This is a genomic window from Actinoalloteichus fjordicus, from assembly GCF_001941625.1.
GTDB classification, from domain to species: domain Bacteria; phylum Actinomycetota; class Actinomycetes; order Mycobacteriales; family Pseudonocardiaceae; genus Actinoalloteichus_A; species Actinoalloteichus_A fjordicus.
This window is the reverse complement of record NZ_CP016076.1, coordinates 5,608,908-5,635,835: the sequence shown is the minus strand read 5'-3', so window position 1 is coordinate 5,635,835 and position 26,928 is coordinate 5,608,908. Positions and strand designations below refer to the sequence as shown.

Below are 26,928 nucleotides of genomic sequence, written 5' to 3'. Positions count from 1 at the left end.
CGCCGCGACGACGGTTCGACCGTCGTCGCGGTCGGGCGACCGGGACACCTCGACGACACCGCTCGGCGATGACAGGAGCACTTCAGGCAATGAGCACGGATCTGACCGCGCTGCGTCGACGTCTCGGCGGGCCTGCCTACGGCTGTGACTACAACCCGGAGCAGTGGCCGGAGGAGGTCTGGGCCGAGGACATGCGCCTGATGCGGCAGGCCGGGGTCAACCTGGTCAGCATCGGCATCTTCTCCTGGGCGAAGATCGAGCCGAGGCCCGGTAAGTACGACTTCGGCTGGTTCGACCGGTTGATGGATCTGCTGGCGGCCAACGGCATCGGCGCGTGCCTGGCCACCATGACCGCCTCGCCTCCGCCGTGGATGGCCCGGCTGCATCCGGAGACGTTGCCGGTCACCTCGACCGGCGTCCGCCTCGCTCCCGGCTCCCGCCAGCAGTTCTGTCCGTCGAGCCAGGTCTACCGCGACTACGCCGTCCGGCTCGTCGAGCAGATCGCCACTCGATATCGGGATCATCCGGCGCTGGCGCTCTGGCATGTCAACAATGAGTACGGCTGTCACATGAACGCCTGCTATTCGGACGTCTCCGCCGCCGCGTTCCGTGACTGGCTGCGCGACCGCTACGGCGATCTCGATCGGCTCAACCAGGCCTGGTACACCGACTTCTGGTCGCAGGGCTACACCGACTGGGCCGACATCGGGGTGCCCAGCCTGGCGCCGTATCACCCGAATCCCGGGCAGAGCGTCGACTTCGCCCGCTTCACCTCGGATGCGTTCCTCGGCTGCTTCCTCGCGGAGAAGGAGGTGCTCTTCCGACTGACGCCTGACGTGCCGGTGACCACCAACTTCATCACCGACGGTCCCGCGATCGACCTCTTCGACTGGGCAGGCCATCAGGATCTCATCGCCTTCGACGCCTACCCCGACCCCTTCGAGGCAGACAGTCACATCGCCGCGGGTTTTCACTTCGACCTGATGCGGTCACTGCGCCATGGACAGCCGTGGTTCCTCATGGAGCAGGCCACTGCGGCGGTGAACTGGCGGGAGCGCAATGCCATGAAGCTGCCCGGCGCGATGCGGCTGGGCAGCTGGCAGGCCGTCGCACAGGGCGCGGACGCGGTGATGTTCTTCCAGTGGCGCGCCTCGCGAGGCGGCACCGAGAAGTTCCACGCCGCGATGGTCCCGCACACCGGCACCGACACCCGGATCTTCCGTGAGGTCTGCGAGCTGGGCGCCGAACTCGCCTCGGTGCCCGCGCTCGTCGACAGTCGGGTGCGCGCGGAGACCGCGCTGCTGCTGGACTGGTCGAACTGGTGGGCGTTGGAACGCGACTCGCATCCCAGCGTCGACGTCACGCGGCACGAGGCCGAGATGGCGCACTACGCCCCGTTGTTCGAGGCGGGGGTGACCTGCGACGTCGTGCACCCGGACCGGGATCTGTCCGGCTACCGGCTGGTGGTCGTGCCCAATCTCTACCTGCTGAGCGACGCGGCTGCCGAGCGGCTCCGTGACTACGTCCGGGGCGGCGGGCACCTCGTCGTCTCCTTCTTCTCCGGCATCGTCGACGAGAACGACCACGTCCACGCGGGCGGGATGTCTCCGGCGCTGCGGGAGACCCTCGGCGTCTGGGTGGAGGAGTTCTGGCCGCTGCCCGAGGCGGGCACCATCGCCGTCACCGGGCTCGGGGCGGATCGAGTCGGAGCGGTTGCGGCGGCCGACTCCGGCGCGACGAGTGCGCCCGTGACGGGGCGGATCTGGTCCGAGCTGATCCGGTTGGCGGGTGCCGAGTCACTGGCCGAGTTCGCCGACGGCGAGCTGAGCGGCTCGCCTGCGATCACCCGACACCGGTTCGGGGCGGGCACGGCCTGGTACCTCGGCACCCGGCTGGACGCGACCTCGATGCGCGGCCTGTTGGACGTCGTCCGCGAGGCGGCAGGCGTCGGGCCCGACCTCCCGTTGCCCGCAGGCGTCCAGGCGGTCACCCGGCACGCTGCCGACGGCACCCGCTTCCTGCTGCTGCTCAATCACGGCGGCGAGCCTGTGGAGGTGGCGCTGCCCGAGCCGATGACCGACGTCCTCGCTCGGACCGCCGGGCCCGAGGCTTCGCCCATGATCGAGATTCGGCTGCCCAGGCACGGCGTCGCGGTGCTGACGTCCTCGCCGGACTAGCGATTCGCGCGACTGCGGCGCGCCGCCCGCCACCTGACGCCGAGCCCCTCGGCGTCAGGGGCGGTGGCGGCGCGGGTGGCTGGAGTCGCGGACGACCAGTTCGGGGGTGAAGACCGTGTGCTGGTGGGTGTGCTGCTCCGGTGCCAGCGTCTCGGCGATGACCAGATCGGCGGCCGTGCGGCCGATCAGATAGCGCGGCTGCCGGACCGAGGTCAGCGGGACGGCCGCTGCGGCGGCGAAGTCGATGTCGTCGTAGCCGACCAGGGCGACGTCCTCCGGAACCCGGATGCCTGCTCGCATGAGCACCTGGAGCAGGCCCAGCGCGAGGAGGTCGTTCGCGCAGAACACGCCGTCGGGCAGGGCGGGGCCGGCGAGGAGCTGCTCGGCGGCGCGCTGACCCGAGACGACGTTCAGCGCGGGGACCTCGACGGCCCGCAGCGTCTCCGCAGGCCTGCCTGCTCGCGCCAGCGCGCGGCGGGCCCCGGCGAGCCGGTCGGCGCACTGCCGGATCGACTCGGGGCCGGTGACCATGACGAGGTCCTCATGGCCGCCCGCGAGCAGGTGGGTGGTGGCGAGATCGCCGCCGATCACGTCGTCCACCGAGACCGAACAGACGTCCTGCGAGGCGGTCGGGTGGTCGAGCAGCACCACGGAGACGCCTCTGCGCTGGAGTCGTCGTACCGGGTCGAGCGAGTCGCCGACCGGCGTGATCAGGACGGCGTGGGCCCGTTGCTCGGTCAGCAGGTCCAGGTAGCGGCTCTCGCGTGCGCTGGACTCGTCGCTGTTGCAGAGGATCACGACGTGTCCCGCCTCGGTGGCGGAGTCCTCCACCCCTCTGGCGACGTCGGTGAAGAACGGGTTGCCGACGTCGAGCACCACCAGGCCGATCGTCCGCGCGGTGCCGGAGCGGAGTTGTCTTGCGGACTCGTTACGGACGAAACCCAGCTCTTCGATGGCCGCGAGCACCCGATCCCTGGTCGCGGGCGCCACCACGGTGGGCCGATTGAGCACGTTGGAGACCGTGCCGACGGAGACCCGCGCGGCGGCGGCGACCTCCCGGATACTCGCTGTCGGGTTCACCGCGTCTCCCTCGATCTGAATCGTCGTGTCCTGGGCGGAGCGCGGCGCCCGATGTGATGTTGAAACGTGTCAACGTGCGGCGGATGCTCCGCGAGGAGTATGCCTCAGATCATCGTGACCAACCTGAAATCTGTCCGGTTCTTGTCGGAAAAGGTTGACGGTCCTCGCTCCCGTGCCGCAAGCTTGGCCCAAGATGACGGCTTGAAACGATTCATTAACCCGGCTGAAATCGCCGAGGGGCCGACACCGCCGAGGAGGAGTCGAGAGTGACCGAACGGGTGTGCTTCGTGCTCCAGGTGCGAGCCGATCGCCTGGAGGAGTACCGCGAGCGGCACCGCGATGTCTGGCCGGAGATGCGGAAAGCGCTATCCGAGTCGGGCTGGCACAACTACTCCCTCTTCCTGCGCCCGGACGGGATGCTCGTCGGCTACCTGGAGTGCGAGGACTTCGCCGCCGCCAAGGCGGCCATGGACGCCACCGAGGTCAACGCGCGCTGGCAGGCCGAGATGGCCGAGTTCTTCGTCGGCCTCGACGGTGGCAACGCCGACGCCGGGATGCAGGCGATCCCCGAGGTCTTCCACCTGCCGTGACCAGCCAGCCTTCTCGGGGGTCGACGACGATCCCCGGCAGTCCTTCGAGGAGAAGCACGATGACCGACATCGACCCGTCCCGGCGTGCGGCGCTGTTCGACGTCCTGCGCACCCAGCGGATCGAGACGCCCTCCTGGGCGTACGGCAACTCCGGGACCCGCTTCAAGGTCTTCGCGCAGGACGGCGTGCCGAGGAACCCGGTCGAGAAGATCGAGGACGCCGCCAAGGTTCACGAGCTGACCGGTATCGCCCCCAGCGTCGCGCTGCACATCCCGTGGGATCGGGTGGACGACTACGCGGCCCTGCGTGCCCACGCCGACGGCGTCGGCATCACGCTCGGCGCGATCAACCCCAATGTCTTCCAGGAGGACGACTACCGGCTTGGCAGCGTGTGTAGCCCGGACGCAGGGGTGCGTCGCAAGGCCGTCGACCACCTGCTCGAATGCGTGGCCGTCGCGGAGCAGACCGGCTCCTCGGTGCTGTCGCTGTGGTTCGCCGACGGCATCAACTACCCGGGGCAGGACGACCTGCGCGCGCGGCAGGACCGGCTCGCCGAGGCACTGCGCGAGGTCTACGGCCAGATGCCCGAGGGCATGCGGATGCTCCTGGAGTACAAGTTCTTCGAGCCCGCCTTCTACGCCACCGACATCCCCGACTGGGGGACCTCGCTGGCCCACTGTCTCGAACTCGGCCCCGCCGCGCAGGTGCTCGTGGACACCGGACACCACGCCCCCGGCACCAACATCGAGTTCATCGTGGCCTTCCTCCTGCGGGCCGGGCGGCTCGGCGGATTCCACTTCAACTCGCGGTTCTACGCCGACGACGACCTGATCGCGGGTGCGGCCGACCCGTTCCAGCTGTTCCGGATCATGCACGAGGTGGCGCAGGGCGGCGGGCTCGACCGGGCCACCGGAGTCGAGTTCATGCTCGACCAGTGCCACAACATCGAGCCGAAGATCCCGGCCATGATCCGCTCGGTGTGCAACGTCCAGGAGGCCACCGCTAAGGCGCTGCTGGTCGACTCCGCCGCACTGCGCGCGGCGCAGGCCGAAGGCGACGTCCTCGGGGCCAACGCCGTGTTGATGGACGCCTACAACACCGACGTCCGACCCCTGCTCGCCGAGCTGCGTCAGGACATGGGCATCGACCCCGACCCGATGGCCGCCTACCACCGCTCCGGTTACCAGCAGCGCATCGTGGCAGAGCGCGTCGGCGGGAACGCCGCAGGCTGGGGCGCCTGACCGAGCCGCCCGTCGGATCGATCCGGTGCCGCCGGACCTGACGTGACTCGCCACCGCGCCAGCGCCGCGCACGACGACCCGCCCGCCGATCCCGTGGACACGAGAGACGAGAGATGACCACACACCCAGAAGTCGAGAAGCTGCTCCAGCGCTGTCACGAGCTCGGCTCGGACCCGCGCAACACCAACTACGCGGGCGGCAACGCGTCGGTCAAGGCCGACGACGTCGATCCGGTGACCGGGCAGCCCGTCGAACTCATGTGGGTCAAGGGATCGGGCGGCGACCTCGGCACCCTGACAGAGGCGGGGCTCGCGGTGCTGCGCACCGACCGGCTGCGCGCACTCATCGACGTCTACCCCGGGGTGGACCGCGAAGACGAGATGGTGGCGGCCTTCGACTACTGCCTGCACGGCAAGGGCGGCGCGGCCCCCTCCATCGACACGGCCATGCACGGCCTCGTCGACGCGGCGCACGTCGACCACCTGCACCCGGACGCGGGCATCGCGCTGGCCACCGCCGCCGACTCCGAGAAGCTCACCGCCGAGTGCTTCGGTGATCGAGTGGCCTGGGTGCCGTGGCGTCGGCCCGGTTTCCAGCTCGGCCTGGACATCGCCGAGATCAAGCGCGCCAACCCCTCCGCCATCGGGGTCATCCTCGGCGGCCACGGCATCACTGCCTGGGGTGACACCGCCGAGGAGTGCCGGGCCAACTCGCTGGAGATCATCGACACCGCCGAGCGGTTCATCGAGACGCGGGGCACGGCCGAGCCCTTCGGGCCCGTCGTCGAGGGCCGGTCGGCGCTGCCCTCGGCACAGCGGCGGGAGCGGGCGGCGGCGCTGTTCCCGGTGCTGCGCGGGCTCGCCTCCACCGATCGACGCCAGATCGGCCACTTCACCGACTCGCCCGCCGTCCTCGACTTCGTCTCGCGCGAGCGGATGCCGGAGCTGGCGGCCCTGGGCACCTCCTGCCCGGATCACTTCCTGCGGACCAAGGTCCGGCCGATGGTGCTGGACCTCGGCCCGGACGCGCCGCTGGACACGGTGATCGATCGACTGCGTGAACTGCACGAGCAGTACCGCGCCGACTACCGCGCCTATTACGAGCAGTTCGCCACCCAGGACTCCCCGGCGATGCGCGGTGCCGATCCGGCGATCGTGCTGGTGCCCGGGGTCGGCATGTTCTCCTTCGGCGCCGACAAGCAGACCGCCAGGGTCGCGGGCGAGTTCTACGTCAACGCGATCAACGTCATGCGGGGCGCCGAGGCGATCTCCCGCTACCAGCCCATCGACGAGGGCGAGAAGTTCCGCATCGAGTACTGGGAGCTGGAGGAGGCCAAACTGCGGCGGCGGCCCAAGGCCAAGCCGCTGGCCACTCGCGTGGCCCTGGTGACCGGCGGTGCCTCCGGCATCGGCCTGGCCACCGCGCGCAGGCTCGTTGCCGAGGGCGCCTGCGTCGTCGTCGCCGACCGCGACGCGGACCGGGCCCGCGAGGCGGCCGAGGAGCTTGGTGCAGGCGCCTACCGCGCCGCCGACGTCGCGATCTCCGTGGCCGTCGACGTCACGGACTCGGTCGCCGTGGACGCCGCGCTCGCCGAGGCCAGCCTGGCCTTCGGCGGCGTCGACCTGGTCGTCAACAACGCGGGGCTGTCCATCTCCAAGCCGCTGCTGGAGACCACCGACGCGGACTGGGACATCCAGCACGGCGTCATGGCGCGCGGCTCCTTCCTCGTGTCCCGCTCCGCGGCCCGCGTGCTCATCGCGCAGGCGATGGGCGGCGACATCATCTACATCGCCAGCAAGAACGGCGTGTTCGCCGGTCCCAACAACGTCGCCTACGGCGCGGCGAAGGCGGACCAGGCTCATCAGGTCCGGCTGTTGGCCGCCGAACTCGGCGGACACCGGATTCGGGTCAACGGCATCAATCCCGACGGGGTGGTGCGCGGCTCGGGCATCTTCTCCGGCGGATGGGGCGCGCAGCGCGCGGCCGTCTACGGGGTGGAGGAGTCCGAGCTCGGCAGTTTCTACGCGCAGCGCACCCTGCTCAAGCAGGAGGTGCTGCCGGAGCACGTCGCGGCGGCGGTGTTCGCACTGACCGGCGGCGACCTGACGCACACCACCGGACTCCACATCCCGGTGGACGCGGGCGTCGCCGCGGCCTTCCTGCGCTGAATCAGGGATGCCCGCGACCGGGAACGGCACCGCAGCACGCCGGTCCCGACAGCGACATGACGACCGCAGCACGACGAACGGCGGCGAGGGAAGGCCCAGGACAAGGAGGTCCCCATGGTTGCGTTGGCGGTACGGCCGATCACGGCCGACTCGGATCGGAGCCAGAGCAGGCTCACCCGGCCCGAGCGGGTCATCGAGGTCCGGCTGACCAGGGAGGAGCGCATGATCCTCGCGCTGCTCGCGGACGGCTATCTTCTCGACGGCATCGCCAGGCGGATGTGCACGTCGAACCGGACCCTGCGCAGGCGGATTCGCGGGGTGTGCGATCGGCTGGGCGTGCAGACGCCGATCCAGGCGGTGGCGTGGGCGGCGCGGCGAGGTCTGATCTGAGGGCGGTTCTCGGTCGCTCCTGCTCGTCGCCGCTTCGGCGAGGCGGACGATCGAGCCTGCGGGCGACGGCCTCGGCCGTGCGGCCGCTCGTCCGAGGCGTCCGACGGCGTCGGGTCGGCGTCGATGCTCGTGGTGCGCTGCCCGATGGCGGCTCATCGGTGGTGCCGCGCTCGGCCTGCGGTGCGGGCCCGGCGGATGTTCCGGTCGGGCGCGGTGGTGGCAGGGCCGCGCGTGACGGCGCGGTGGCCGCGTAGACGGTCGTCGGCTCGACTCGATCACGTCGGCCGGTTCGCCTCGAAGGCGGCCGATGCGTGCGGCGGCGTCGATGCACTCGGCGGGCACGCGACGGCCGATGCCCACCGCATCGGCAGCGCGCGGCGCGCGGCGTCAGATCGTGGCGCGTGGCAGCCACCAGCTGAACGGCTTCCGGGTTCTGGGCACCGCAGGCGGAGGGCTCCGACGGCGATGTCGGTCGCCTGCCCTCGGTGCGGTCGGTACCGGCGCGGCGAGGACGACCGCCGTCGAGGAGACCGACCGGCAGCGCAGGGTCCGCGCGGCCACCCGGCGGCGGGCCGCGTGTACGACGACACGGCAGCAGCAGGCGAGCGGAAAGGATCAGGGGTGAGCACATCGGGTGCGGTCGGCGGCGCGGTGACGGCGACCTGCGCGGCAGTCGACCTCGGCGCGTCCAGCGGACGGGTCATCCTGGGGCGCGTCGGCGCCGGTGAGTTGAGCACCACCGAGGTCGCCCGCTTCGACAACACCCCGATCCGCATCGCGCGCGGCGCGGGACGGGATCGGCTGCACTGGAACGTCCTCGGGCTCTACCGCGACATCCTCGCGGGCCTGCGCATCGCGTCGGCGTCGGCGGAGCTGCACAGCATCGGCATCGACTCGTGGGCCGTCGACTACGGGCTGCTCGACGCGGACGGCGAGCTGCTCGGCAACCCGATCCACTACCGGGACTCCCGGACGGACGGCGTCCTGGACCAGGTGCGTGCCACCCTCGGCGCCGAGCGCATCTATGCGACGACCGGCATCCAGTTCATGCCGATCAACACGTTGATTCAACTCGTCGCCGCCAGAGACACGGCCGCCCTGACTGCCGCGTCGAGCCTCCTGCTGATCCCCGACCTGCTCTGCTACTGGCTCACCGGACAGCGTGGCGCCGAGGTCACCAACGCGTCCACGACCCAGCTGCTCGACGTGCGCAGGCGGGAATGGGCCTGGGAGCTGGTGCGCGCGGCGGGCATCGACGAGACGCTGCTGCCGCCGTTGCGGGAACCGGGGGAGCGCATCGGACTCGTCGACGGCACGGCTCGGGCCGAACTCGGCGGCGGGGAGCTGCCGGTGGTGGCGGTCGGCTCCCACGACACGGCGTCGGCGATCGTCGCGGTGCCAACCGTCACCCGGCGTTTCGGTTACGTCTCCTGCGGAACGTGGTCGCTGGTCGGACTCGAACTCGACGCGCCCGTGGTCTCCGAGGCAGGCCGGACCGCCAACTTCACCAACGAACTCGGCGTCGACGGCACGACCCGATACCTGCGCAACGTGATGGGGCTGTGGCTGCTCCAGGAGTCCCTGCGCACCTGGGCGGACGCCGGTCGACCCGCCGAGCTCTCGGGACTGCTCGCCGACGCGGCCCGCGCCGAGCCTTTCCGCTCGATCGTCGACCCCGACGACCCGAGGTTCCTCGCCCCCGGCGACATGCCCGCGCGCATTGCCCAGGCCTGTCGGGAGACGGGGCAGCCGGTCCCCGAGACCCAGGCTCAGCTCGTCCGCTGCGTGCTGGAGAGTCTCGCCCTGGCCTATCGCCGCACCCTGCGACAGGCCTGCGCACTGTCCGGTCGGGAGGTCGACGTCCTGCACATCGTCGGCGGCGGCTCTCGCAACGAGCTGCTGTGCCGGTTGACGGCCGATGCGTGCGGGATTCCGGTGGTGGCCGGGCCGGTCGAGGCCACGGCGCTGGGCAACCTGCTGGTGCAGGCCAGGGCGGCGGGCGGCTCCGGCGTCGGCGATCTGACGGCGATGCGTGCGCTGGTCGCCGCGACGCAGGAGGTGCGGGAGTACGCCCCGAGCGGAGCTGCCTCGGACTTCGACGCCGCGGCCCGCAGACTGGACTGAAACGTCCTCGGTCGGGGCCTCGGCGTCGTCTGCTGCCACCCGCATGGTTCCCGTGTCCGGCAGTCCCGGGATTCTGCCGCGGTGTTGACCGGCAGTCGGTTCAGTGGTCCGACCTCGGCGGCGGTGATCGATCCGCCAGGCCCGCCGTGCCGGTCCGGCCACGACGAGACACCGAGGCGTGCGGCCGGTGACTCCTTCAAGCCTGCCTCGCGGCAGCCACCGGTCGGCAGACCCGCCGACGTGCCGGTCCCGTCGCCGCCCGTCGCCCGCCCCACACTCTCGTGGGGCGGGCGACGGAATCGGCGATCAGCTGATCAGCTGCTCGGTCTCGTTCATCAGCAGGGCGGCGCCCTCGTCGACCGTGAGCTCCCCGAAGTTGATCGAGTCGTAGACCCGGGTGAAGGTCCGCTTCACCGAGCCCCAGCCCTGCGGCGGCGCGGAGGGCGCATCGCTCAGCTCGTCGGCCATGCTCTCCTCGAAGTCGAAGAGGATCTTGTCGACCCCGTCGAGGTCTTCGGCCACGGCCGCCCGGACCTCGCTGTTGGGCGGAGTGCCTCGGACGGTGCGCAGGATCTGGCCCGCCTCGACGTCGTTCATCAGGAAGTCGATCAGCCGGGCGGCCTCCTCGGGGTGTTCCGAGCGGCTGCCGATGGCGATCTGGATCGAGGTCGACGCATAGATGCCCGTCTCGCCCTCCTCGTTGCTCGGCCACGGGGCCAGCGCCACGTCCTCGCCCATGGTCGGGAAGAGCGAGGCCGAGCTGCCCAGATAGCTCAGCTCCGCCGCGGACCTGCCGGACACCAGCGGCGAGGTGTCCACCGAGCCGTTGACCTGGCTGGTCACCTCGGCAGAGGTCACCACACCCGCGTCCCGGAGCCCCTGGGTGAAGTTCCAGTAGTCCGCGACGTCCTCTTCGGTAAAGGCGATGCCCTCTTCGGTGTACAGCTCCCGGCCTTGCTGGCGGATGAAGAACTGGAACCAGTCCACCGCCCAGCCGGGATCGGTCAGGCCGACCACCTCGCCGTCGGTGCTGTCGCTGATGATCTCCGAGGCCTCGATGAGGTCGTCCCAGGTGAAGTCGCCGACCTCCGGCGCGTCCAGCCCCGCCTCGGCCCAGATGGTCGGGTTGTAGGCCATCGTCTGGGTGCTGCGACCCAGCGGCACCGCGAATCGGCCCGCAGGCAGCTCTCCCGACCGCAGGCCAGCCGGGTCGACGGACTCGATGTCGATCTCGGTGCCGACGTGCTCGTCGAGGTCCCGCAGCATTCCGCGCTCGGCATACTCCCGCAGGTAGCCGGCGTCCATCTGCACCACGTCGGGAACGTTGCCGCCTGCCACCTGCGTGGACAGCTTCTCGAAGTAGGCGTCGAAACCGGAGAACGACGTGTTCACCGTGATGCCGGGGTTGCGCTCCTCGAACAGGTCGACGGCCTCCTGGGTGGCCTCGGCGCGACTGTCGTTGCCGTACCAGGTGAAGTCCAGCGACACCGTGCCGTCGCCGGACCCGGACCCGCCGCAGCCCGCGAGGACACCGCAGGCAGCCAACAGCGACACCGCCCCGGTCGCCAGGGTTCGGCCGCGTACTCGGCTGTCCCGCGTTCTGGTCGGCATCATCGCCCTCCACGTCGTCGAGCGGTCTCGACGTCGAGACCGCTGCCCTAGCGCCTGTCTTTTATCCCCACTTTCCTGTTGCGCGGGGCCACCGCGGCGATCTGCGGCGTTGTCGTCAGTCAACATAACTCCGTTATGTCTCTTTCCTTCGCCTTGCAGCTCATCCACGCTGATCCCGCTCACGATGGAGGGGGACCAAAGACAGGCCCTTAGATGGGAGGACATCCGACCCCGGTCTGTCGAGCAGATGACCGGATGCGGTCGCGACCCGACGTCTCGCCACTGCGGAGCAGGTCGGGGAGGCACCATCGCGGGAAGCCTTGAGGAGGTCGTCTGTTGTCACTGCCCGACGAGGACCGCGCACTGTCGCCGTTCACCGGTTGGACCCGCACGCACTGGGCTGCGGCGGCCGATCGGATGCTGCTCGGCGTCCGTCCCCATGCCTCACCGACCCAGGCCCTTCTTCGGCTGCCGGGGTCGCCGTCGCGGTCGGGTGAGTGGAGCGACGGTCTGGAGGGCTTCGCCAGGACTTTCCTCACCGCGGCCTTCCGGGTGGCGGGCAGCGGCGGCGTCGATCCGCACGACTTCCTCGGTCGCTATGCGGCGGGCCTGGCCGCCGGGACGGACCCGACGAACCCGGAGCGCTGGCCGACGTTCGCCGAGGCCGGCCAGGCCAAGGTCGAGGCTGCCTCCATCGTGATCGGACTGCACGAGACACGACCGTGGCTCTGGGATCGGCTCGACAGCGGCGTTCAGGAGCGGGTGGTGACCTGGTTGGCGGGCCAGGTCGGCGAGCCCGCGATCGACAACAACTGGATCTGGTTCCAGAACGTCACCGAGGCCTTCCTTCGATCGGTCGACGGGCCCTGGTCGCAGGCCGACCTCGATCGCAACTGTGAGCTGACCGAGTCGTGGCATCGCGGCGGCGGCTGGTACACCGACGGCGGACTGCGCAAGCACGACTTCTACACCGCATGGGCGTTCCACCTCTATCCGCTGTGGTGGTGTCGGATGTCGCCGGATCTGCCGCTCGCGCAGGAGTACCGCCCGGTCTACCTCGACCGGCTCGCCGAGTTCCTGCCCGATCACGCCGCACTGTTCGGCGCCGACGGCGCCCCGCTGTTCCAGGGGCGGTCGCTCATCTACCGGTGGGCCGCCCTCGCACCGGTCTGGGCCGCCGCCGTGTTCGACTCCGGGCCGTTCGATCCCGGGGTGCTGCGACGCTGGGCCAGCGGCACGCTGCGGTACTTCCTCGACCGGGGGGCGCTGGACGGCGCCGACGTGTTGACCACGGGCTGGCATGGGCCGTTCCCGGCGCTGGCGCAGTGGTATTCCGGGCCCGCCTCGCCGTACTGGGCGAGCAAGGGGATGCTCGGGCTGCTCCTGCCAGAGGATCATCCGGTGTGGACGTCGGTGGAGGCGCCGCTGCCGGTGGAGCAGGGTGACTACGAACTCGACCTGCCGGGGCCGGGCTGGCTGGTCTCCGGCACGAAGGCCGACGGCGTCGTGCGGGTGGTCAATCACGGGACCGACCGGGCATCGGACGAGCGACTCGCGCCGGAGCTGCCGATCTACACGGCCTTCGCCTTCTCCACCCACACCGCGGTCCATCTCGACCCTGCGGTCGAGCTGCGGCGGGGTCGAGGACTGGAGGCGATCCCCACGGACTCGGCGGTGGTCTTGCTGGATGCGCAGGGGGAGCCCTCGATGCGTCCGCCGGTGCGCCCGCTCGGCGTGGTGGACGGCGTCGCCTTCTCCCGGCACCGTGCGCACTGGCCCGTCGACCCGGCCGCCGAGACCTTCCGGGTCGGTCCGACCGTGACGGTGGGCTCGGTGCTGCGCGGATCGTGGGAGGTCCGGCTGGTCCGGGTCGAGGAGCCGACCGGGAGCGAGGATCAGGCCGAGGAGTCCGTCACCTCGGCGGGACTGCGGTTACGGGTCAGTGGTTGGCCGTTGGCGGGCGAGACGCCACCCGAGATCGAGACCGCACCCGAGGGCGAGGTGATCCTGGCAGGCGGGCTGCTGGGCCGTGCCGTCGGTCTGCTCGGGCTGGTCGGCGGCGCTCCGCTGCGCCTGGAGGGCGTCTCAGCCGTCGGCCGGTTCTCCGCGGTGTCCACACTGGTCAGTGTCGGTCCGGTGGAGCCGGGACGGATCTATGCCGCGGCGTTCGGTCTGGCCGGGCAGCAGGCTGAGCCGGGGTTGTCGGTGGCCGGGGTGGACGTCGCGGCGGCAGGCGATTCCGGGGCGACGCCCGCCGTCACCGTGCGGTGGAGCGACGGCGTCGCGCAGTCCTTCGACTGGCCGGTGTGAGACGTCCGATGCCGCCGCGACCGCAGCCGAACCCGCCCTCGCCGAGAACCGCGCAGCGCGGGCGGCGACTGCGGTTCGACGACGGTGCCGCGCTGAGTGCGGGATTACCGAGGGCGAGTCGATCCGGTCCGATCGGCCTACTCGGAGTCACCTTTTCGCACACCCATCACACTAATTGTGACTATGGGTTATGAATGGTTGATCCATTCGGCGTAGGTTTCGGTGGGTTTCCCGCCGATGAAATGACACGAACGGGTTACATCCGCTCCCGGTCGTGGAACCCACATGGTCGCTGCTTAGCATCGGTGACCTTAGACAAAACGAATCGTTTTCGACTTTGTGTCGAGAAGGAGGTGCCGTGTCTCGATCACGATGGCAGCGGACTGGTGCGATGGTGATCGCGTTAGCCGTGGGGAGCACGTTGACCGCGTGTGGAGACACCGCCGAGGACGGCGCAGTCGAGATCTCCTTCCACTGGTGGGGAAACGACGACCGGGCTGAGGCCACTCAGGCCGCCGTGGATCTCTTCATGGCCGAGAACCCCGACATCACCGTCTCGGTGTCCTTCGCCGACTACAACGCCTACGTCGAACGTCTCTCCACGCAGGTGGCAGGCGGGAACAGCCCGGACGTCGTGCAGACCGACATGCCGTTCCTGCGTGAGTTCGCCGACCGAGGTGTGCTCGCGGACCTCGGTGAGCACGTCGGCAGCGAGATCGACACCGGCGACCTCCCGACCAGCCTGATCGATGGTGCCAGCATCGACGGCGTCCTCTACGCGATTCCCGCCGGGCAGAACACTCAGACGCTGCTGTACGACGTCGAGCAGTGGGAGGCGGCCGAGGTCGAGCCGCCTTCGGCGGGCTGGACGTGGGACGACTTCGAGGAGGCGGGCAGCCGCATCCACGAGGCGACGGACGGCGAGGTCTACGGCTACAGCGACTTCGGCGGATTCTCCGACTGGTTCGACTTCTGGCTCCGCCAGGACGGGAAGTCGCTGTACGACCCCGAAGGCGCCCTCGGATTCGAGGAGGCCGACCTCGTCGAGTTCTGGACCTGGACCAAGAGCCTCCAGGCGAGCGGCGTGGTGACGCCTGCCGAGGTGACGACCACCTTCAACGGCAGCATCGACACCTCGCCCCTGGTCCTGGGACGGTCGGCGGCCGAGTTCAACTACGACTCCTCGGCGCCCAGCTACCACGCCTCGTCCGACGGCCTGGTCGAGCTGGCCCCGTGGCCGACCGACACCGACAGCACCGGAATGCTCGCCGCCTCCGCCTCGATGTACAGCATCGGCAGCTCCAGCGATCACCCGGTCGAGTCGGCGATGCTGATCGACTTCCTGGTCAACGACGTCGAGGCTGGTCAGGCCCTGGGCGTGGTGCGCAGCATGCCGCCGAACGCGGCGGTCCGTGAGGCGATCGGCACCGATCTGGACGGCGCCAACCAGCAGGTCTTCGACTATCAGGAGAGCGTCGCCGACCTGATGGGCGAGGCGCCCAACGCGCCGCCCACGGGCGCGGGCTCGGTGAAGCGATCGTTCACGGTCATCTACGACTCGTACAACTTCGGCGGGATGTCCGTCGAGGATGCGGCGGCCCAGCTCATGAACGAGGCCCGCCAGTCCCTCGACGGCTGAGCCGGTCTGTCCTCGGCGGTCGGGTCCGGCCCGGCCGCCGAGGACGAGCGGCAGGAACTGATTCGACGAGCGGTCGAGTCAGCCACGACAGTGAACACCATCCGGGATCGCCGGGTGTCCGGAGTCGATCCGCGAACGCCCGGCCGTCTCGTCGAGCGAGAGGCGTGCGTCGTGTCGAACGGTCCAGGGTCGATGTCATCGGCTGCCGAGGAGGGCATCGCGGCACCGAGCGAGGACGACGGCCCGCCGTGGCAGGCCGATCAGGGCGACGGGACGTATCGCAATCCGGTGCTGTGCACCGACCTGTCCGACCCGGACGTCATCCGCGTCGGCGACGACTTCCACCTCGTCGCCTCCACCTTCGCGGCCGCGCCGGGACTGACCATGGCCACCTCGCGGAACCTCGTCGACTGGCGGCTGACCGGTCATGCACTGCCCGCCCAGGAACCGGCCGACGTCTTCGCGCGACCGCAGCCGGGGAAGGGCGTCTGGGCGCCGTCGCTGCGGTTCCACGCGGGCCGCTACCACGTGTTCTACGGCGACCCCGACTTCGGCATCCGGGTGCTCACCGCGACGCGGCCGGACGGCCCGTGGTCGGCTCCGCACCTGATCAAGGCAGGCCGGGGACTCATCGATCCCTGTCCGTTGTGGGACGCCGACGGCTCGGCGTACCTCGTGCACGGCTGGGCGGCCAGCCGGTCGGGCATCAGCAACCGGCTCACCCTGCACCGGATGTCCCCCGATGCGACCGAGCTCCTCGACGAGGGCCGGACGCTGATCGACGGCGACGAGATCCCCGGCTGCCACACCCTGGAAGGCCCCAAGCTCTACCGGCGAGAGGGCTGGTACTACGTCTTCGCCCCCGCAGGCGGCGTCGCCACCGGCTGGCAGTCGGTGTTCCGGGCTCGGTCGATCGACGGCCCTTACGAGCACCGGATCGTGCTGGCGCAGCGGGACACCGAGGTCAACGGGCCGCATCAGGGAGCATGGGTCGACACGCCGACGGGCGAGGACTGGTTCCTGCACTTCCAGGATCGGGGCGTCTACGGCCGGGTGGTCCACCTCCAGCCGATGAGCTGGGGTGCCGACGGCTGGCCGGTCATCGGGGTCGACCCGGATGAGAACGGCTGCGGCAGGCCGGTCCTGACCCATCCCAAGCCCGCGCTTCCCGCCGCCTCGGCCGGGGCGGACGCGACCGTGCCGAGTGCTCAGGACTCGGTGGACGAGCGCTTCACCCCGGAGGGGCTCGGCCCGCAGTGGTCCTGGCAGGCGAACCCGGTGCCGTCCTGGTTCTCGCTGACGGAGGAACCGGGAGCGCTGCGGCTGTTCGCCCGGCCGGACCGGGATGCAGGCGACCTGCGGGCCGTCGGACAGGTGCTCACTCGGCGCTGGCCCGCGGAGGAGTTCGCGGTCACCGTGGACCTGCGACCGGTCGGGCGCAGCTCGGACGAGCAGTGGCGCGGCGGACTCGCGGTCCTCGGCGACGACTACGCCTGGTTGGGCGTGGTGGCCGGGCAGGCGGGCCTGCGCCTGGTGCTGCGGCGCAGGCTGGCCGGGGAGGGCGCCGAGACCGAGCTGGCGGCCCGTGATCTCGGTCCGGTGACCACGGCGACGCTGCGGATGCGACTGGAGGTGTCGTCGGGCGGCCGCTGTCGGTTCGGCGTGGCCGACGGCGACGGCGTGTTCCACCGGCTCGGCACCGGGCCGGACGCGAGCTTCGCTGCGACGGCGGGCCGCTGGGTGGGGGCGAAGGTCGGCGTGTTCGCGGTGGCCGAAACTGGGGCAGGCGGCGCCGCCGCCTCCGCACCGGGTGCCGCCGAGGACTCGGCATACCTGGCCGTCGATCGGATCGTGGTCACGGCCCTGCGGCCTCGGTTCGCGGAGTCTGCCGACCGGTGATGGGAGTGAAGCGGTGACGGCCGTCGACCGGTGACGGCCTCCATCGCGACGGCCTGACGGGTTCGAGGTCCGTCGACAGTCGGCTGACCGGCAGCAAGCCGGCCCGCAACGCATCGGGAGCGTTGCGGGCCGGGTGTCGGACGCCTCAGATCACGAGACGCCCGCGCCGTTGCTCACGAGTGACGGGATGCTCGACGCCGAGGCCGGGCTGTAGGAGTACGGAACTCCGACGAAGCTGCCCCTGGTGTTGGGCGTGCCCGAGTTGGAGTAGATGTTGTTGCGCTCGACGAGGTCGCCGGGGTCGGAGCTGGCGTAGCCGACCTCGGTGGGCGTGTCCACGCCCTGGAAGTAGTTGGCCTCGACCAGCACCGACGCATTCTCCGTTGAGGCGATGCCGTACTCGTTGCTGTTCAGGTAGTAGTTGTTGAAGACGTGCACGCCCCGGCCGTAGCGGATGCGCGGGTTCCGGGTGTTGGTGTTGTCGTAGAAGTTGTGGTGGTACGTCACCCGCAGGTTGTCGGCGTCGGCGCTGAAGCTGTCGCTGTGGCCGAGCAGCGAGGTCTTGTCCGTCCCGTCGAAGTGGTTCCAGGAGACGGTCACGAAGTCGGACTCGCGCTTGATGTCCAGCGAGCCGTCGTAGCCGGGCAGGAACGTGTTGTGGTCGATCCAGATGTTGGTCGATGCGTCCTGCACGTTGACCGAGTCGTCGGTGGCGCCCGCGAAGGTGATGTTGCGGATGATGACGTTGTGCGCGCCGTCGACGTCGATGCCGCCGCCGTTGATCCGGGCGTTGTTGATGCCGACCAGGGTCTTGTCGGAGGCGATGTCGTTCATCCCGCTCAGATTGATCGTGCCGCTCACCTGCACGATGCGCGGGCCGGACGCCTGCATGTTGCTGATGAGCGCGGAGGCCGAGGTCACCGTGACGGTGGAGCCGCCCGCGCCGCCGGTGGTGCCGCCGTTCTGCGACGCCCAGCCGATCGGGCCGGACTGCAGGATGCCGGGGTCGGCGGCGGGCACGGCCTGGTCGGCTGCGGCGGCGGTCACACTCGTCATGGTGAGCAGCAGGGCGCCGGCTGCGGCCAACAGGGCCGTCCGATTCCTGGCGGACTTCGACGTATTCGTTGAGAAAGACGACATTGTCAATCCCTTCCCGGGTCGTGATTGGGGGCAGTGCTCGACCCACTTCGGCCGACGAGCGTCTGTGCGGGAGACTCGAGGTGGGTGAGGCGGACTTGGAAAGCGCTATCCAAGTGGTGTCATTCCTACCACCGCCCGCCGAGAAGCCTCAATGCGCCGAATAGTCCAACTTGGGCGGCCGCCGGGTGTAGCCGACGACGGATCGGTCCAGATGGGAAGCGGTCAGCTACCAGGGTAGTCAGGTGTTGACCAGGTCATCAACGCGGAATACCGTGTGTGGAAAGCGCTTTCTCATGCTGTGGCAAGCCGGATGAAGGAGTGATCCGACGGGGTGGAGCCGTTCTTCGTCGTCGAGTTCACGTCGCCTCGCTCCGGCGCGACGGCAGGCCTGGAGAAAACGCGGAAGGTGCCGGTCAATTCATCGTCGAGTTTTATCGTCGAAATGATTCGATGATTTTTCTCGAGAAATTCGATCGGCGGGTCGACGAGTAGGAGAGCAGAACATGCGAAGATCGATCGGCATCCTCGTCGCGGCGGTGCTCGCCGCCGGAACGGGCGTGGTCGCCGTCCAGCCCGCCGGCTGGGCCGAGCCTGTACGGGCGGCCCCGGCATCGGGGCCGGAACGGGCGGGCGGCGGTGCGGGTGCGGCCCCGGAGTCGGCGGGCGGTTCCCGCGGCCTCGCCCGACAGGTCCTCCCGGCTCGCGACGGCTGGGCCGCCGCCGACGGCGGCACGACCGGCGGCTCGAGGGCCGCCCGGGCCGACGTCCATCGAGTCTCCGATCACGCCGAGCTGGCCGAGGCGCTGAGCGCGAGCGAGGGCAGGCCCAGCATCATCGAGATCGACGGCGTGGTCGACGCGAACATCGACGCCGACGGCGCCGCGGTGACCTGTGCCGACGACGCCGATCCCGGTTACACCCTGGACGGCTACCTGGCGGCCTACGACCCGGAAACCTGGGGGGATCAGGACCCCAGCGGCCCGCTCGAAGAGGCACGAGTCCGATCGGCCGCCGCCCAGGCGCACCGGATTCGCCTCGACGTCCCCTCCGACACGACCATCATCGGCCTGGGCCGTCGCGCCGAGCTGCGCGGCGTGAGCCTGCGGCTGGCAGGCGTCGACAACGTGATCATCCGGAACATCGAGTTCGAGGCGCCGGTCGACTGCTTCCCGCAATGGGACCCCACCGACGGCGAACTCGGCGCGTGGAACTCGGAGTACGACGCGATCTCGCTGACCGAGACGACCCACGTGTGGATCGACCACAACACCTTCCACGACGGTCGCTACCCCGACAGCGCCCAGCCCGACTACTTCGGCGTGCCCTACCAGGTCCATGACGGACTCGCCGACATCACCAACGGCTCCGACCTGGTCACGGTGTCGTGGAACGTGTTCCGGGACCACGACAAGACGATGCTGATCGGCTCGTCGAACACTCGGTTCACCGATCGAGGTCGGCTCCGCGTCACGCTGCACCACAACGTCTTCGACGGCATCCTGCAACGTGCGCCGAGGGTCCGGTTCGGACAGGTGCACCTCTACAACAACCATTACGTGATCCGAGCGGGCGAGGGCTATGAGTACAGCCTCGGCGTCGGCGTCGAGTCTGCGATCCGATCGGAGCAGAACTTCTTCCGGCTGACCGGCGTCCCGTCCTCGGACGTCCTCTACGACTGGGGCGGCACCACCGTGCACAGTGCGGGCGATCTGGTCGCCGACGAGCAGGGGCGCCGCCTGGTCGATCTGCGTGCCGCGCACAACGAGGCCTACGACAGTGAGTTCTCCGCCGACGTCGGCTGGACGCCCACCCTGCACACCAGGATCGATCCGGCCCGTTCGGTGCCCGGTCTGGTCGGTGCCAAGGCGGGTTCGGGTCGGCTGCGCTGAGGTCCGCTGACCAGGGCTGCGGGAACGCGGCAGCGCCGTGAGCCGAGCCCTGGTCGTCCTCGGTCGACGTGGCGTCCGTGCTGTCCTCGCGGGACGGACGCCGCGTCGACGGGGCAGGGCGCCTCGACAGGGCAGGGCTGGGAGTTCGGCTGCGCGGGACTTGGTCGCGCCGGACTCGGCGTGCGCATCGCCGATCGTGGCCGACCGGCGGAGCAGCAGGGCCGGGCGCCATGAGCGAGCAGGCCTGCCTCAGCCCGGCTGCCTCAGCCCGCCGGTGTCAGCCCGGCCGCTTCGCACCCCAGGGCAGATCCAGCTCGGAGAACAGCGCGAGCCGCTCCGCACTGGCGAACACCGCGTCGTCGACGCCGGTGACGACCGGGTGCGCAGCGGTGCCCTCCCCGATCATCTGGTAGTGCTCGGGCGACAGTGCCGCCGCCGGTCCGTCGAGCCGGATCGCCTCCAGGACCGACATGAACGAGTGACAGCGCGTCGCGGGCGAGAGCAGCTCCACCGAGGGGTCGGCGACGTGCTCCGCCAGATTGCGCAGCAGGCTGGACCTCGGCCAGCTGCCGCTCTCCTGCTCGACACCGTCGATCTCCAGCCGCAGCTCGTCACGGGTGTACCAGAGTCGCACGATGCCCCGACTGCCGTGCAGCGTCAGGACCGGGTCCCGGCTGGTGGCCGCCGACAGGGTGACGGCGATGGTCACCGGCACTCCGGTCGAGGTCACCACTCGCACGCACGCGGTGTCGTCGGTCTCGATCGCGCGGGACCGAAACCGTTCGACCTCGATCGATCGGAGGCTGCCGCGTTCCTCGGCGCCCACGATCCGCAGCGCGGAGGCCACGGCATGGGCGAAGGGGTTGGTCAACGCGCCGTCGGTGACGGCGACGCCGTCGAGCACCAGCCTGCCCGCCCACGCGGAGCGGGCGTAGTAGGCGGCGTCTCGAATCCAGGTTCCCGCGCCGCCGACGCCGCGCAGCTCGCCGATGCTGCCGTCGGCGATCAGCTCGCGGGCGCGATCCAGCGCGGTGGAGCCCAGGCTCTGGAAGCCGATCTGGCAGCTGCGGCCCGTCTCCGTCGCGACGGAGAGCAGTTCCTCGAACTCGGCGAGCGTGGCGGTCGGCGGTTTCTCCACCAGGACATGCGAACCGGCCCGCATCGCCTGCACGGCCAGCGGGACGTGCGTGTGGATCGGAGTGGCGATCACCACGACGTCGGGGGAGTGCTTCGCCAACAGCGTGGTCGGCGAGTCCGCCACCTCCGGCCTGCCGAGTCGTTTGATCAGCTCGGGGTCCGGCGGCCTCGGGTCGGCGACGCCGACGACGCGCACGACGCCCTGCTCGGCCAGCTCGATCTGGTGGTCCAGGTGCACCCGGCCGTAGCCGTGCGCACCGACCTGGAGGACCGTCACCGTCTTGCCGTTCACGTCCGCTCCCGTAGGGACACGGCCACCGAGGCGAACAGCACCATGCCGGTCACCAACGGCAGCATCAACCAGGTCTGTCCGATGATCACGATCGCCGCCACCAGCGCGCCCACCAGCAGCGCGCTGCCGCCCGGATCGCGCAGCGAGGTCGTCGCGCCGTCCCGCAGCGCGGTGGTCCAGCTCGACCCCTCGGACCAGACCAGGGCCGCCCGGAGGCCGACCACCGCCCCGATCGCGGCGATGCCCAGCAGCAACGGCCGGTAGAACTCGGCTCCCGGCATGCCCGCCGCCAGGGCGAGCGTGTTCAGCAGGACCACGACGAGCACCGCAGGCGGGGCCAGCAGCACGGCCTTCTGCGCCCGGACGACCTCGCCCACCCGCCGGAAGTACTGGCCGATGGTGAAGGTGCTGTCCTGGCGGATCCGGTCGCGCAGCAGGCCGGACCCGGCGGTCACCGCGGCGAAGGCGGTGACCACGGGCAGGGAAGCGAGGAACACCAGTACACCGAGGTAGAGGACGTCGGCGAACAGCACGAACCGTCCGCCGAAGATCCCGGCTCGCCCACCCGTGGTCACGGAGGCCATGATCAGCCCTTCAGTCCGGAGGTCGCCAGGCCCTGGACCAGGTAGCGCTGGAAGGCGAAGAAGAACAGCGCGATCGGCACCAGAGTCAGCACCGACATGGCGAACATCGGGCCGTAGGCCGAGACGCTGGTCTGGTCGATGAACAACCGCAGCGCCAGCGGCAGCGTGTAGTTCGAAGGGCTGCTCAGGTAGATCAACTGGCTGAAGAAGTCGTTCCAGGTCCAGATGAACGTGAAGATCGCCGTGGTGATCAGCGCGGGCCGGGCCAGCGGCAGGATGATGTAGTAGAACAGCCGCAGCGGGCCGCAGCCGTCGATCGTCGCCGCCTCGTCCAGTTCGCGGGGCAGGCCACGCATGAACTGGATCATCAGGAAGACGAAGAACGCCTCGGTGGCCAGGAACTTCGGCAGGATCAACGGCCAGAACGTGTCGACCATGCCCATGTTCTGGAAGATGATGTACTGCGGGATCAGCACCACGTGGTGGGGCAGCATGAGCGTCATCAGCATGAAGCCGAACATCAGCTTGCTCAGCTTGAAGCGCAGCCGGGCGAAGGCGTAGGCGGCCAGCACGCAGGAGACCACGTTGCCGATGACCGAGCCGCCCGCGATGAACAGCGAGTTGTACAGGAACGTGCCGAAGCTGGTGCCGCCGATGCCCGCCACGGCGTCGACGAAGTTCTGCCAGGTCGGGCTCTCCGGCAGCAGCGCGAGACTGGTGATGACCTCGTTCGCGGGCTTGAACGAGGCGCCGAGCAGCCAGGCGATCGGGTAGAGCAGCACGGCGATGAACGCCAGGATCACGGCATGCCAGGCGACGGTGCGTACCCGGCCGGGCTTCTTGCGCTTCGGCGAGGTCACGGGTGTCTGACCCCGGTCCTCCGGCGCGGTGAGCGTCGCAGTACTCATCTACTTGTCCTCTCCGGCGTAGAACACCCACCGGCCGGATGTCTTGAAGACCAGTCCGGTGAACAGCGCGATCGTCAGGAGCAGCAGCCAGGCCATCGCCGAGGCGTAGCCCATCTGGAAGTCCTGGAATCCGCGCTGGTACAGGTACAGCGTGTAGAAGAGCGTGGAGTCGGCGGGTCCGCCCTGGCCGTTGCTGACCACGAACGCGCCCGTGAACGACTGGAACGACTGGATGATCTCCATCACGAGGTTGAAGAAGATCACCGGGGACAGCATCGGCAGCGTCACCGAGGTGAAGGTCTTCCACGTACTCGCCCCGTCCACGGCGGCGGCGTCGTAGAGGTCCTGCGGGATCTGCTTGAGGCCTGCCAGGAAGATGACCATCGGCGCGCCGAACTGCCAGACCGCCAGGATGACGATGACGTACATCGCGTAGTCGGGCTGGTTGATCCAGCCGCCGGTGTTGATGCCGACGGAGCTCAGCAGCGAGTCGACCGCGCCGTCGTCGGTGAACAGCGACCGCCACACCAGGGCGATGCCGACGCTGGCACCCAGCAGAGACGGGGCATAGAAGGCGGACCGGTAGAAGCCCTGGCCCTTCCTCGGGCGGTTGAGCAGCAGGGCGACTCCCAGTGCGGCCGCCAGCTTCAGCGGCGCCGACAGGAAGACGTATTGGAAGGTCACCCCCACCGAGGACATGAACCTGTCGTCCTGGGTGAACAGCCGGATGTAGTTGTCCAGGCCGACCCATTCGGGCGCGGTGAACAGGTTGTAGTCCGTGAAGGACAGGTACAGCGAGGCCACCATCGGACCGATGGTGAGCAGCACGGCGCCCGCGATCCACGGCGACAGGAACAGATAGGCGATGCCTGTCTGCTCCTTGCTCTTCGACCCCTTGCGGGCGCGGCCCGATCCAGTCCTGCCGGGCTGCGGCGATGCCACTTCGTTGACTTGTTGCGCGACCATGACCTTACCTATCCTGGGGGTGCGGCCGTTCTCAGGCGGCCGCACCCGCACAACGGACTCTCCTCAGAGTTCTTGCTCAGCGCGTTCTAGGAACTGATCCACTGCGTCGTCGATGGACAGTTGTCCGAATCCGATCACCGAGTTGAGGCGCTGCCATTCTCGTTTAAGTGCGCTGTTGCCCGGCGGTGGTGCGGACGGGGGTTCTTCGAGTTCGTCGGCGAGGGCTTCCTCGTAGTCGTAGACGAGTTGGTCGGGTCCTTCGAGTTCGGCGCCGACGGCTTCGCGGACGTCGTTGTTGACGGGCATGCCTCTCGAGGTGCCGAGGATGAGGCCCGCGTCGACGTCGTTGAGCAGGAAGTCGACCAGGGCGGCCGACTCCTCGGGATGCTCGCTGTTCGCCGCGATGCTGATCAGCATGCCCGGCTTGGCGAACTGGCCCACCCGGTCACTGCCCTCGATGCGCGGCATCGGTGCGAGGCCGACGCCGTCCGGCAGCACGGAGGAGAAGCTGACCGCCGTGCTGTCCCAGGTGAAGTCGGCGAAGGCCGAGCCCCTGGCCAGCGGCGAGTTCTCCACGGCGCCGTCGATCTCGGAGGTGATGTTGGCCGGGGTGGCGGCTTCGGTGGTGCGGAACTCCTCGAGGAGTTCCAGATAGGTGGTGAGGTCCTCGCGGTCGAAGTCGATCTCGCCTGCGTCGGTATAGAGGTCTTTGTCCTGTTGGCGGAGCCAGACCTGGAAGGTCTCCCAGGACCAGCCGAAGTCGGTGGTCCCGTAGCGCTCGCCGTCGGTGGACTCGGTCAGAGCCTGGCTGCTGCTCAGCAGGTCCTCCCACGTCCAGCCCGCCTCGGGCAGCGGCACCCCGGACTCCGTCCAGGCCTGTTCGTCGTACGCCCACGCATGGGTGTTCTGCGCCATCGGCAGCGCGTACATCCTGCCGTCGATCTCACCGGAACGCGCCAGCAACGGCGTGATGCCCTCGGTGCCCAGTTGATCCTCGTCGAACTCGTGGAGATCGGCAAGGACGCCCCGATCCCCGTACTCCCGCAGATACGCGTAGTCCATCTGGATCACGTCCGGCGCGTTGTTGCCCGCGACCTCGGTCGCCAACCGCTCGAAGTACCCCGAGAACGCCGCATACGAGGTGTTGACCGTGATGTTCGGATTCCGCTCCTCGAACAACGCGATCGCCTCCTCGGTGATCTCGGCGCGGTCGTCGCTGCCCCACCAGGTGAACCGAAGCTCTACCTGGCCGTCGGCGTCTCCGCCGCCGGCACCACCGCAGGCCGTCACCAGCCCGGCCACCATGGCCAGGGCCAAAACAGATCTACCCCGTTGTAACGGTGAGCGTCTCTGCGCACCCATCCCGGGCCTCCTGATCTGGACAGTGCCGGCCAGGGTGACCGAGCACTCACTGGAAAGCGTTTACCGAAAAGTAGGCGTCATCTCCGGTGGTGTCAATCACACGGCCGAAACCGGACGAACTCAAACGTCAGCGCTGGTGACGGGCCTGCCGAGCGGCTGTGAACTAGGGGCTTGGCGCACGGCCGCGCACAGGTTACGGTGGAAAGCGCTTTCCTGGTCGAGAGGTAAGGACGCATGGACAGTCAAGTGCTGGGTATCGCGATGAACGGGATCACGGGACGGATGGGCTATCGCCAGCATCTGCTCCGCTCGATCCTCGCCATCCGCGAGGCGGGCGGCGTCACGCTGTCCGACGGGACTCGGGTCATGCCCGAGCCGATCCTCGTCGGTCGCAGCGAACAGAAGCTCCGAGAACTGGCCCGACGGCACCAGCTGGATCGGTGGACGACCGACCTCGGCGAGGCCCTGGCCGCCGAGGACGTGTCGATCTACTTCGACGCGCAGGTGACCAGTGCCCGAGAGGAGGCGGTGCGTCGCGCGGTCGAGGCGGGCAAGCACGTCTATACCGAGAAGCCCACCGCGACCTCGCTGGCGGGGGCCGTTGCCCTGGCCAGGACGGCCGCCGAGGCAGGGGTGAAGACCGGTGTCGTGCAGGACAAGCTCTTCCTGCCGGGCCTGATGAAGCTCAAGCGCCTGATCGACGGCGGCTTCTTCGGCCGCATCCTGTCGGTGCGCGGCGAGTTCGGCTACTGGGTCTTCGAGGGCGACTGGCAGCGCGCGCAGCGACCGAGCTGGAACTACCGCGCCGAGGACGGCGGCGGCATCGTCGTCGACATGTTCCCGCACTGGCATTACGTGCTGGAGGACCTGTTCGGCACGGTCGAGGCGGTCACTGCCAAGGCGGTCACGCACATCGACCGGCGCTGGGACGAGCAGAACCAGGCCTACGAGGCGACCGCGGACGACTCGGCCTACGGCATCTTCGAGCTCGCGGGCGGCATCATCGCCCAGATCAACTCCTCGTGGTCGGTCCGGGTGAATCGCGACGAGCTGGTGGAGTTCCAGGTGGACGGCACCGAGGGCAGCGCCGTCGCGGGACTGCGTTCCTGTCGGGTGCAGCATCGCTCGGCCACGCCGATGCCGGTGTGGGACCCGGACGTCGCGCAGTCGGAGCAGTTCCGCGATCAGTGGCAGGTCGTGCCGGACAACGGCGAGCAGGACAATGGATTCCGCGTGCAGTGGGAGATGTTCGTCCGCCACGTCTGCGAGGACGCGCCGTTCCCGTACGACTTCCTCGCCGGAGCCAGGGGCGTGCAACTCGCCGAGGCGGGCCTGGAGTCCTCGCGCATCGGCAGTCGCGTCGCCATCGAGCCCATCACGACGTGACGGGCTGACCGGTCCGTTTCGTCAGCCACGAGATC

General features: G+C 69.5%; 20 protein-coding genes. 12 read left to right on the top strand and 8 right to left on the bottom strand.

The annotated features are described in order from the left end of the window. Positions 1–89: 89 nt before the first annotated feature. Entirely contained in the window at positions 90–2,177 is a 2,088-nt protein-coding gene (locus UA74_RS23965) for a beta-galactosidase (RefSeq protein WP_075742265.1), read from the top strand. Between the two features lie 54 nt (positions 2,178–2,231). Here the strand turns inward: UA74_RS23965 and UA74_RS23960 are convergent, their stop codons facing one another. Beyond that, the gene (locus UA74_RS23960; RefSeq protein ID WP_075742264.1) at positions 2,232–3,257 is read right to left on the bottom strand and encodes a LacI family DNA-binding transcriptional regulator; all 1,026 of its coding nucleotides are present in this window, start codon (positions 3,255–3,257) and stop codon (positions 2,232–2,234) included. A gap of 266 nt (positions 3,258–3,523) precedes the next feature. On the opposite strand from UA74_RS23960, the gene UA74_RS23955 reads away from it, so the two are divergent. From UA74_RS23955 to UA74_RS23930, 5 genes are all read left to right on the top strand, one after another. After that, the gene (locus UA74_RS23955; RefSeq protein WP_075742263.1) at positions 3,524–3,847 is read left to right on the top strand and encodes an L-rhamnose mutarotase; all 324 of its coding nucleotides are present in this window, start codon (positions 3,524–3,526) and stop codon (positions 3,845–3,847) included. 59 nt (positions 3,848–3,906) lie between these two features. Beyond that, a complete protein-coding gene (gene rhaI, locus UA74_RS23950; protein WP_075742262.1) occupies positions 3,907–5,088 on the top strand; it encodes an L-rhamnose isomerase in 1,182 nt (393 codons plus the stop codon). A gap of 113 nt (positions 5,089–5,201) precedes the next feature. After that, complete coding sequence (locus tag UA74_RS23945) at positions 5,202–7,256, top strand: bifunctional rhamnulose-1-phosphate aldolase/short-chain dehydrogenase (protein WP_075765526.1); 2,055 nt, start codon at positions 5,202–5,204, stop codon at positions 7,254–7,256. A gap of 114 nt (positions 7,257–7,370) precedes the next feature. Next, positions 7,371–7,646 carry a helix-turn-helix domain-containing protein gene (locus UA74_RS23940; RefSeq protein WP_075742260.1) on the top strand — a complete coding sequence of 92 codons (276 nt, stop codon included), beginning with the start codon at positions 7,371–7,373 and terminating at the stop codon, positions 7,644–7,646. Positions 7,647–8,267: 621 nt separating this feature from the next. Continuing rightward, on the top strand, positions 8,268–9,770 hold the full coding sequence (locus tag UA74_RS23930) for a rhamnulokinase (RefSeq protein ID WP_232237395.1): 1,503 nt from the start codon (positions 8,268–8,270) through the stop codon (positions 9,768–9,770). A gap of 306 nt (positions 9,771–10,076) precedes the next feature. Here the strand turns inward: UA74_RS23930 and UA74_RS23925 are convergent, their stop codons facing one another. Further along, positions 10,077–11,384 carry an ABC transporter substrate-binding protein gene (locus UA74_RS23925; RefSeq protein ID WP_198042846.1) on the bottom strand — a complete coding sequence of 436 codons (1,308 nt, stop codon included), beginning with the start codon at positions 11,382–11,384 and terminating at the stop codon, positions 10,077–10,079. A 333-nt stretch (positions 11,385–11,717) separates the two neighbouring features. Between UA74_RS23925 and UA74_RS23920 the strand changes: the two genes are divergently transcribed. The 3 genes from UA74_RS23920 (at position 11,718) to UA74_RS23910 (ending at position 17,229) form a co-directional block, all read left to right on the top strand. After that, positions 11,718–13,691, top strand: coding sequence for a DUF2264 domain-containing protein (locus UA74_RS23920; RefSeq protein ID WP_075765523.1), 1,974 nt, complete (start codon positions 11,718–11,720; stop codon positions 13,689–13,691). A 358-nt stretch (positions 13,692–14,049) separates the two neighbouring features. Further along, positions 14,050–15,330 (top strand): ABC transporter substrate-binding protein, encoded by a 1,281-nt coding sequence (locus UA74_RS23915; RefSeq protein ID WP_157434415.1) that lies wholly within the window; start codon positions 14,050–14,052, stop codon positions 15,328–15,330. A gap of 192 nt (positions 15,331–15,522) precedes the next feature. Then, positions 15,523–17,229, top strand: coding sequence for a glycoside hydrolase family 43 protein (locus tag UA74_RS23910; RefSeq protein WP_083684143.1), 1,707 nt, complete (start codon positions 15,523–15,525; stop codon positions 17,227–17,229). 150 nt (positions 17,230–17,379) lie between these two features. Here UA74_RS23910 and UA74_RS23905 read toward each other — a convergent pair whose 3' ends face one another. Further along, positions 17,380–18,369, bottom strand: a complete 990-nt coding sequence (locus tag UA74_RS23905; RefSeq protein WP_075742256.1) for a pectate lyase family protein — start codon at positions 18,367–18,369, stop codon at positions 17,380–17,382. Positions 18,370–18,700: 331 nt separating this feature from the next. Here UA74_RS23905 and UA74_RS34065 point away from each other — a divergent pair, with 331 nt between their 5' ends. Together UA74_RS34065 and UA74_RS23900 are read left to right on the top strand one after the other, a co-directional pair. Further along, positions 18,701–18,823 carry a hypothetical protein gene (locus tag UA74_RS34065; protein ID WP_257787486.1) on the top strand — a complete coding sequence of 41 codons (123 nt, stop codon included), beginning with the start codon at positions 18,701–18,703 and terminating at the stop codon, positions 18,821–18,823. 49 nt (positions 18,824–18,872) lie between these two features. Then, a complete protein-coding gene (locus UA74_RS23900; RefSeq protein ID WP_083683557.1) occupies positions 18,873–20,258 on the top strand; it encodes a pectate lyase family protein in 1,386 nt (461 codons plus the stop codon). Between the two features lie 277 nt (positions 20,259–20,535). On the opposite strand, the gene UA74_RS23895 is transcribed toward UA74_RS23900, so the two are convergent. The 5 genes from UA74_RS23895 to UA74_RS23875 all read right to left on the bottom strand — a co-directional run bounded on the left by UA74_RS23895 (position 20,536) and on the right by UA74_RS23875 (position 25,507). Continuing rightward, complete coding sequence (locus UA74_RS23895) at positions 20,536–21,687, bottom strand: Gfo/Idh/MocA family protein (RefSeq protein WP_075742255.1); 1,152 nt, start codon at positions 21,685–21,687, stop codon at positions 20,536–20,538. Continuing rightward, entirely contained in the window at positions 21,684–22,262 is a 579-nt protein-coding gene (locus UA74_RS23890) for a hypothetical protein (protein WP_157434414.1), read from the bottom strand. Before UA74_RS23890 ends, UA74_RS23895 begins: the two co-directional genes overlap by 4 nt. Before the next feature lie 11 nt (positions 22,263–22,273). Further along, positions 22,274–23,179, bottom strand: a complete 906-nt coding sequence (locus UA74_RS23885; RefSeq protein WP_083683556.1) for a carbohydrate ABC transporter permease — start codon at positions 23,177–23,179, stop codon at positions 22,274–22,276. After that, positions 23,180–24,145: a carbohydrate ABC transporter permease gene (locus UA74_RS23880; protein WP_083683554.1), complete on the bottom strand. Its 966-nt coding sequence runs from the start codon at positions 24,143–24,145 to the stop codon at positions 23,180–23,182. It lies immediately after the preceding gene. Positions 24,146–24,208: 63 nt separating this feature from the next. Further along, the gene (locus UA74_RS23875) at positions 24,209–25,507 is read right to left on the bottom strand and encodes an ABC transporter substrate-binding protein (RefSeq protein WP_232237394.1); all 1,299 of its coding nucleotides are present in this window, start codon (positions 25,505–25,507) and stop codon (positions 24,209–24,211) included. A gap of 234 nt (positions 25,508–25,741) precedes the next feature. Here UA74_RS23875 and UA74_RS23870 point away from each other — a divergent pair, with 234 nt between their 5' ends. After that, complete coding sequence (locus UA74_RS23870) at positions 25,742–26,893, top strand: Gfo/Idh/MocA family protein (RefSeq protein ID WP_075742252.1); 1,152 nt, start codon at positions 25,742–25,744, stop codon at positions 26,891–26,893. Positions 26,894–26,928 lie beyond the last annotated feature (35 nt).

What these genes read in the sequence shown, in the direction of transcription:
- UA74_RS23900 (WP_083683557.1), top strand. Translation starts at nt 18,873, where the DNA reads ATGCGAAGATCGATCGGCATCCTCGTCGCGGCGGTGCTCGCCGCCGGA.
- UA74_RS23945 (WP_075765526.1), top strand. Translation starts at nt 5,202, where the DNA reads ATGACCACACACCCAGAAGTCGAGAAGCTGCTCCAGCGCTGTCACGAG.
- UA74_RS23910 (WP_083684143.1), top strand. Translation starts at nt 15,523, where the DNA reads ATGTCATCGGCTGCCGAGGAGGGCATCGCGGCACCGAGCGAGGACGAC.
- UA74_RS23880 (WP_083683554.1), bottom strand. Translation starts at nt 24,145, where the DNA reads ATGGTCGCGCAACAAGTCAACGAAGTGGCATCGCCGCAGCCCGGCAGG.
- UA74_RS23940 (WP_075742260.1), top strand. Translation starts at nt 7,371, where the DNA reads ATGGTTGCGTTGGCGGTACGGCCGATCACGGCCGACTCGGATCGGAGC.
- rhaI (WP_075742262.1), top strand. Translation starts at nt 3,907, where the DNA reads ATGACCGACATCGACCCGTCCCGGCGTGCGGCGCTGTTCGACGTCCTG.
- UA74_RS23905 (WP_075742256.1), bottom strand. Translation starts at nt 18,369, where the DNA reads ATGTCGTCTTTCTCAACGAATACGTCGAAGTCCGCCAGGAATCGGACG.
- UA74_RS23885 (WP_083683556.1), bottom strand. Translation starts at nt 23,179, where the DNA reads ATGAGTACTGCGACGCTCACCGCGCCGGAGGACCGGGGTCAGACACCC.
- UA74_RS23870 (WP_075742252.1), top strand. Translation starts at nt 25,742, where the DNA reads ATGGACAGTCAAGTGCTGGGTATCGCGATGAACGGGATCACGGGACGG.
- UA74_RS23875 (WP_232237394.1), bottom strand. Translation starts at nt 25,507, where the DNA reads ATGGGTGCGCAGAGACGCTCACCGTTACAACGGGGTAGATCTGTTTTG.
- UA74_RS23965 (WP_075742265.1), top strand. Translation starts at nt 90, where the DNA reads ATGAGCACGGATCTGACCGCGCTGCGTCGACGTCTCGGCGGGCCTGCC.
- UA74_RS23925 (WP_198042846.1), bottom strand. Translation starts at nt 11,384, where the DNA reads ATGATGCCGACCAGAACGCGGGACAGCCGAGTACGCGGCCGAACCCTG.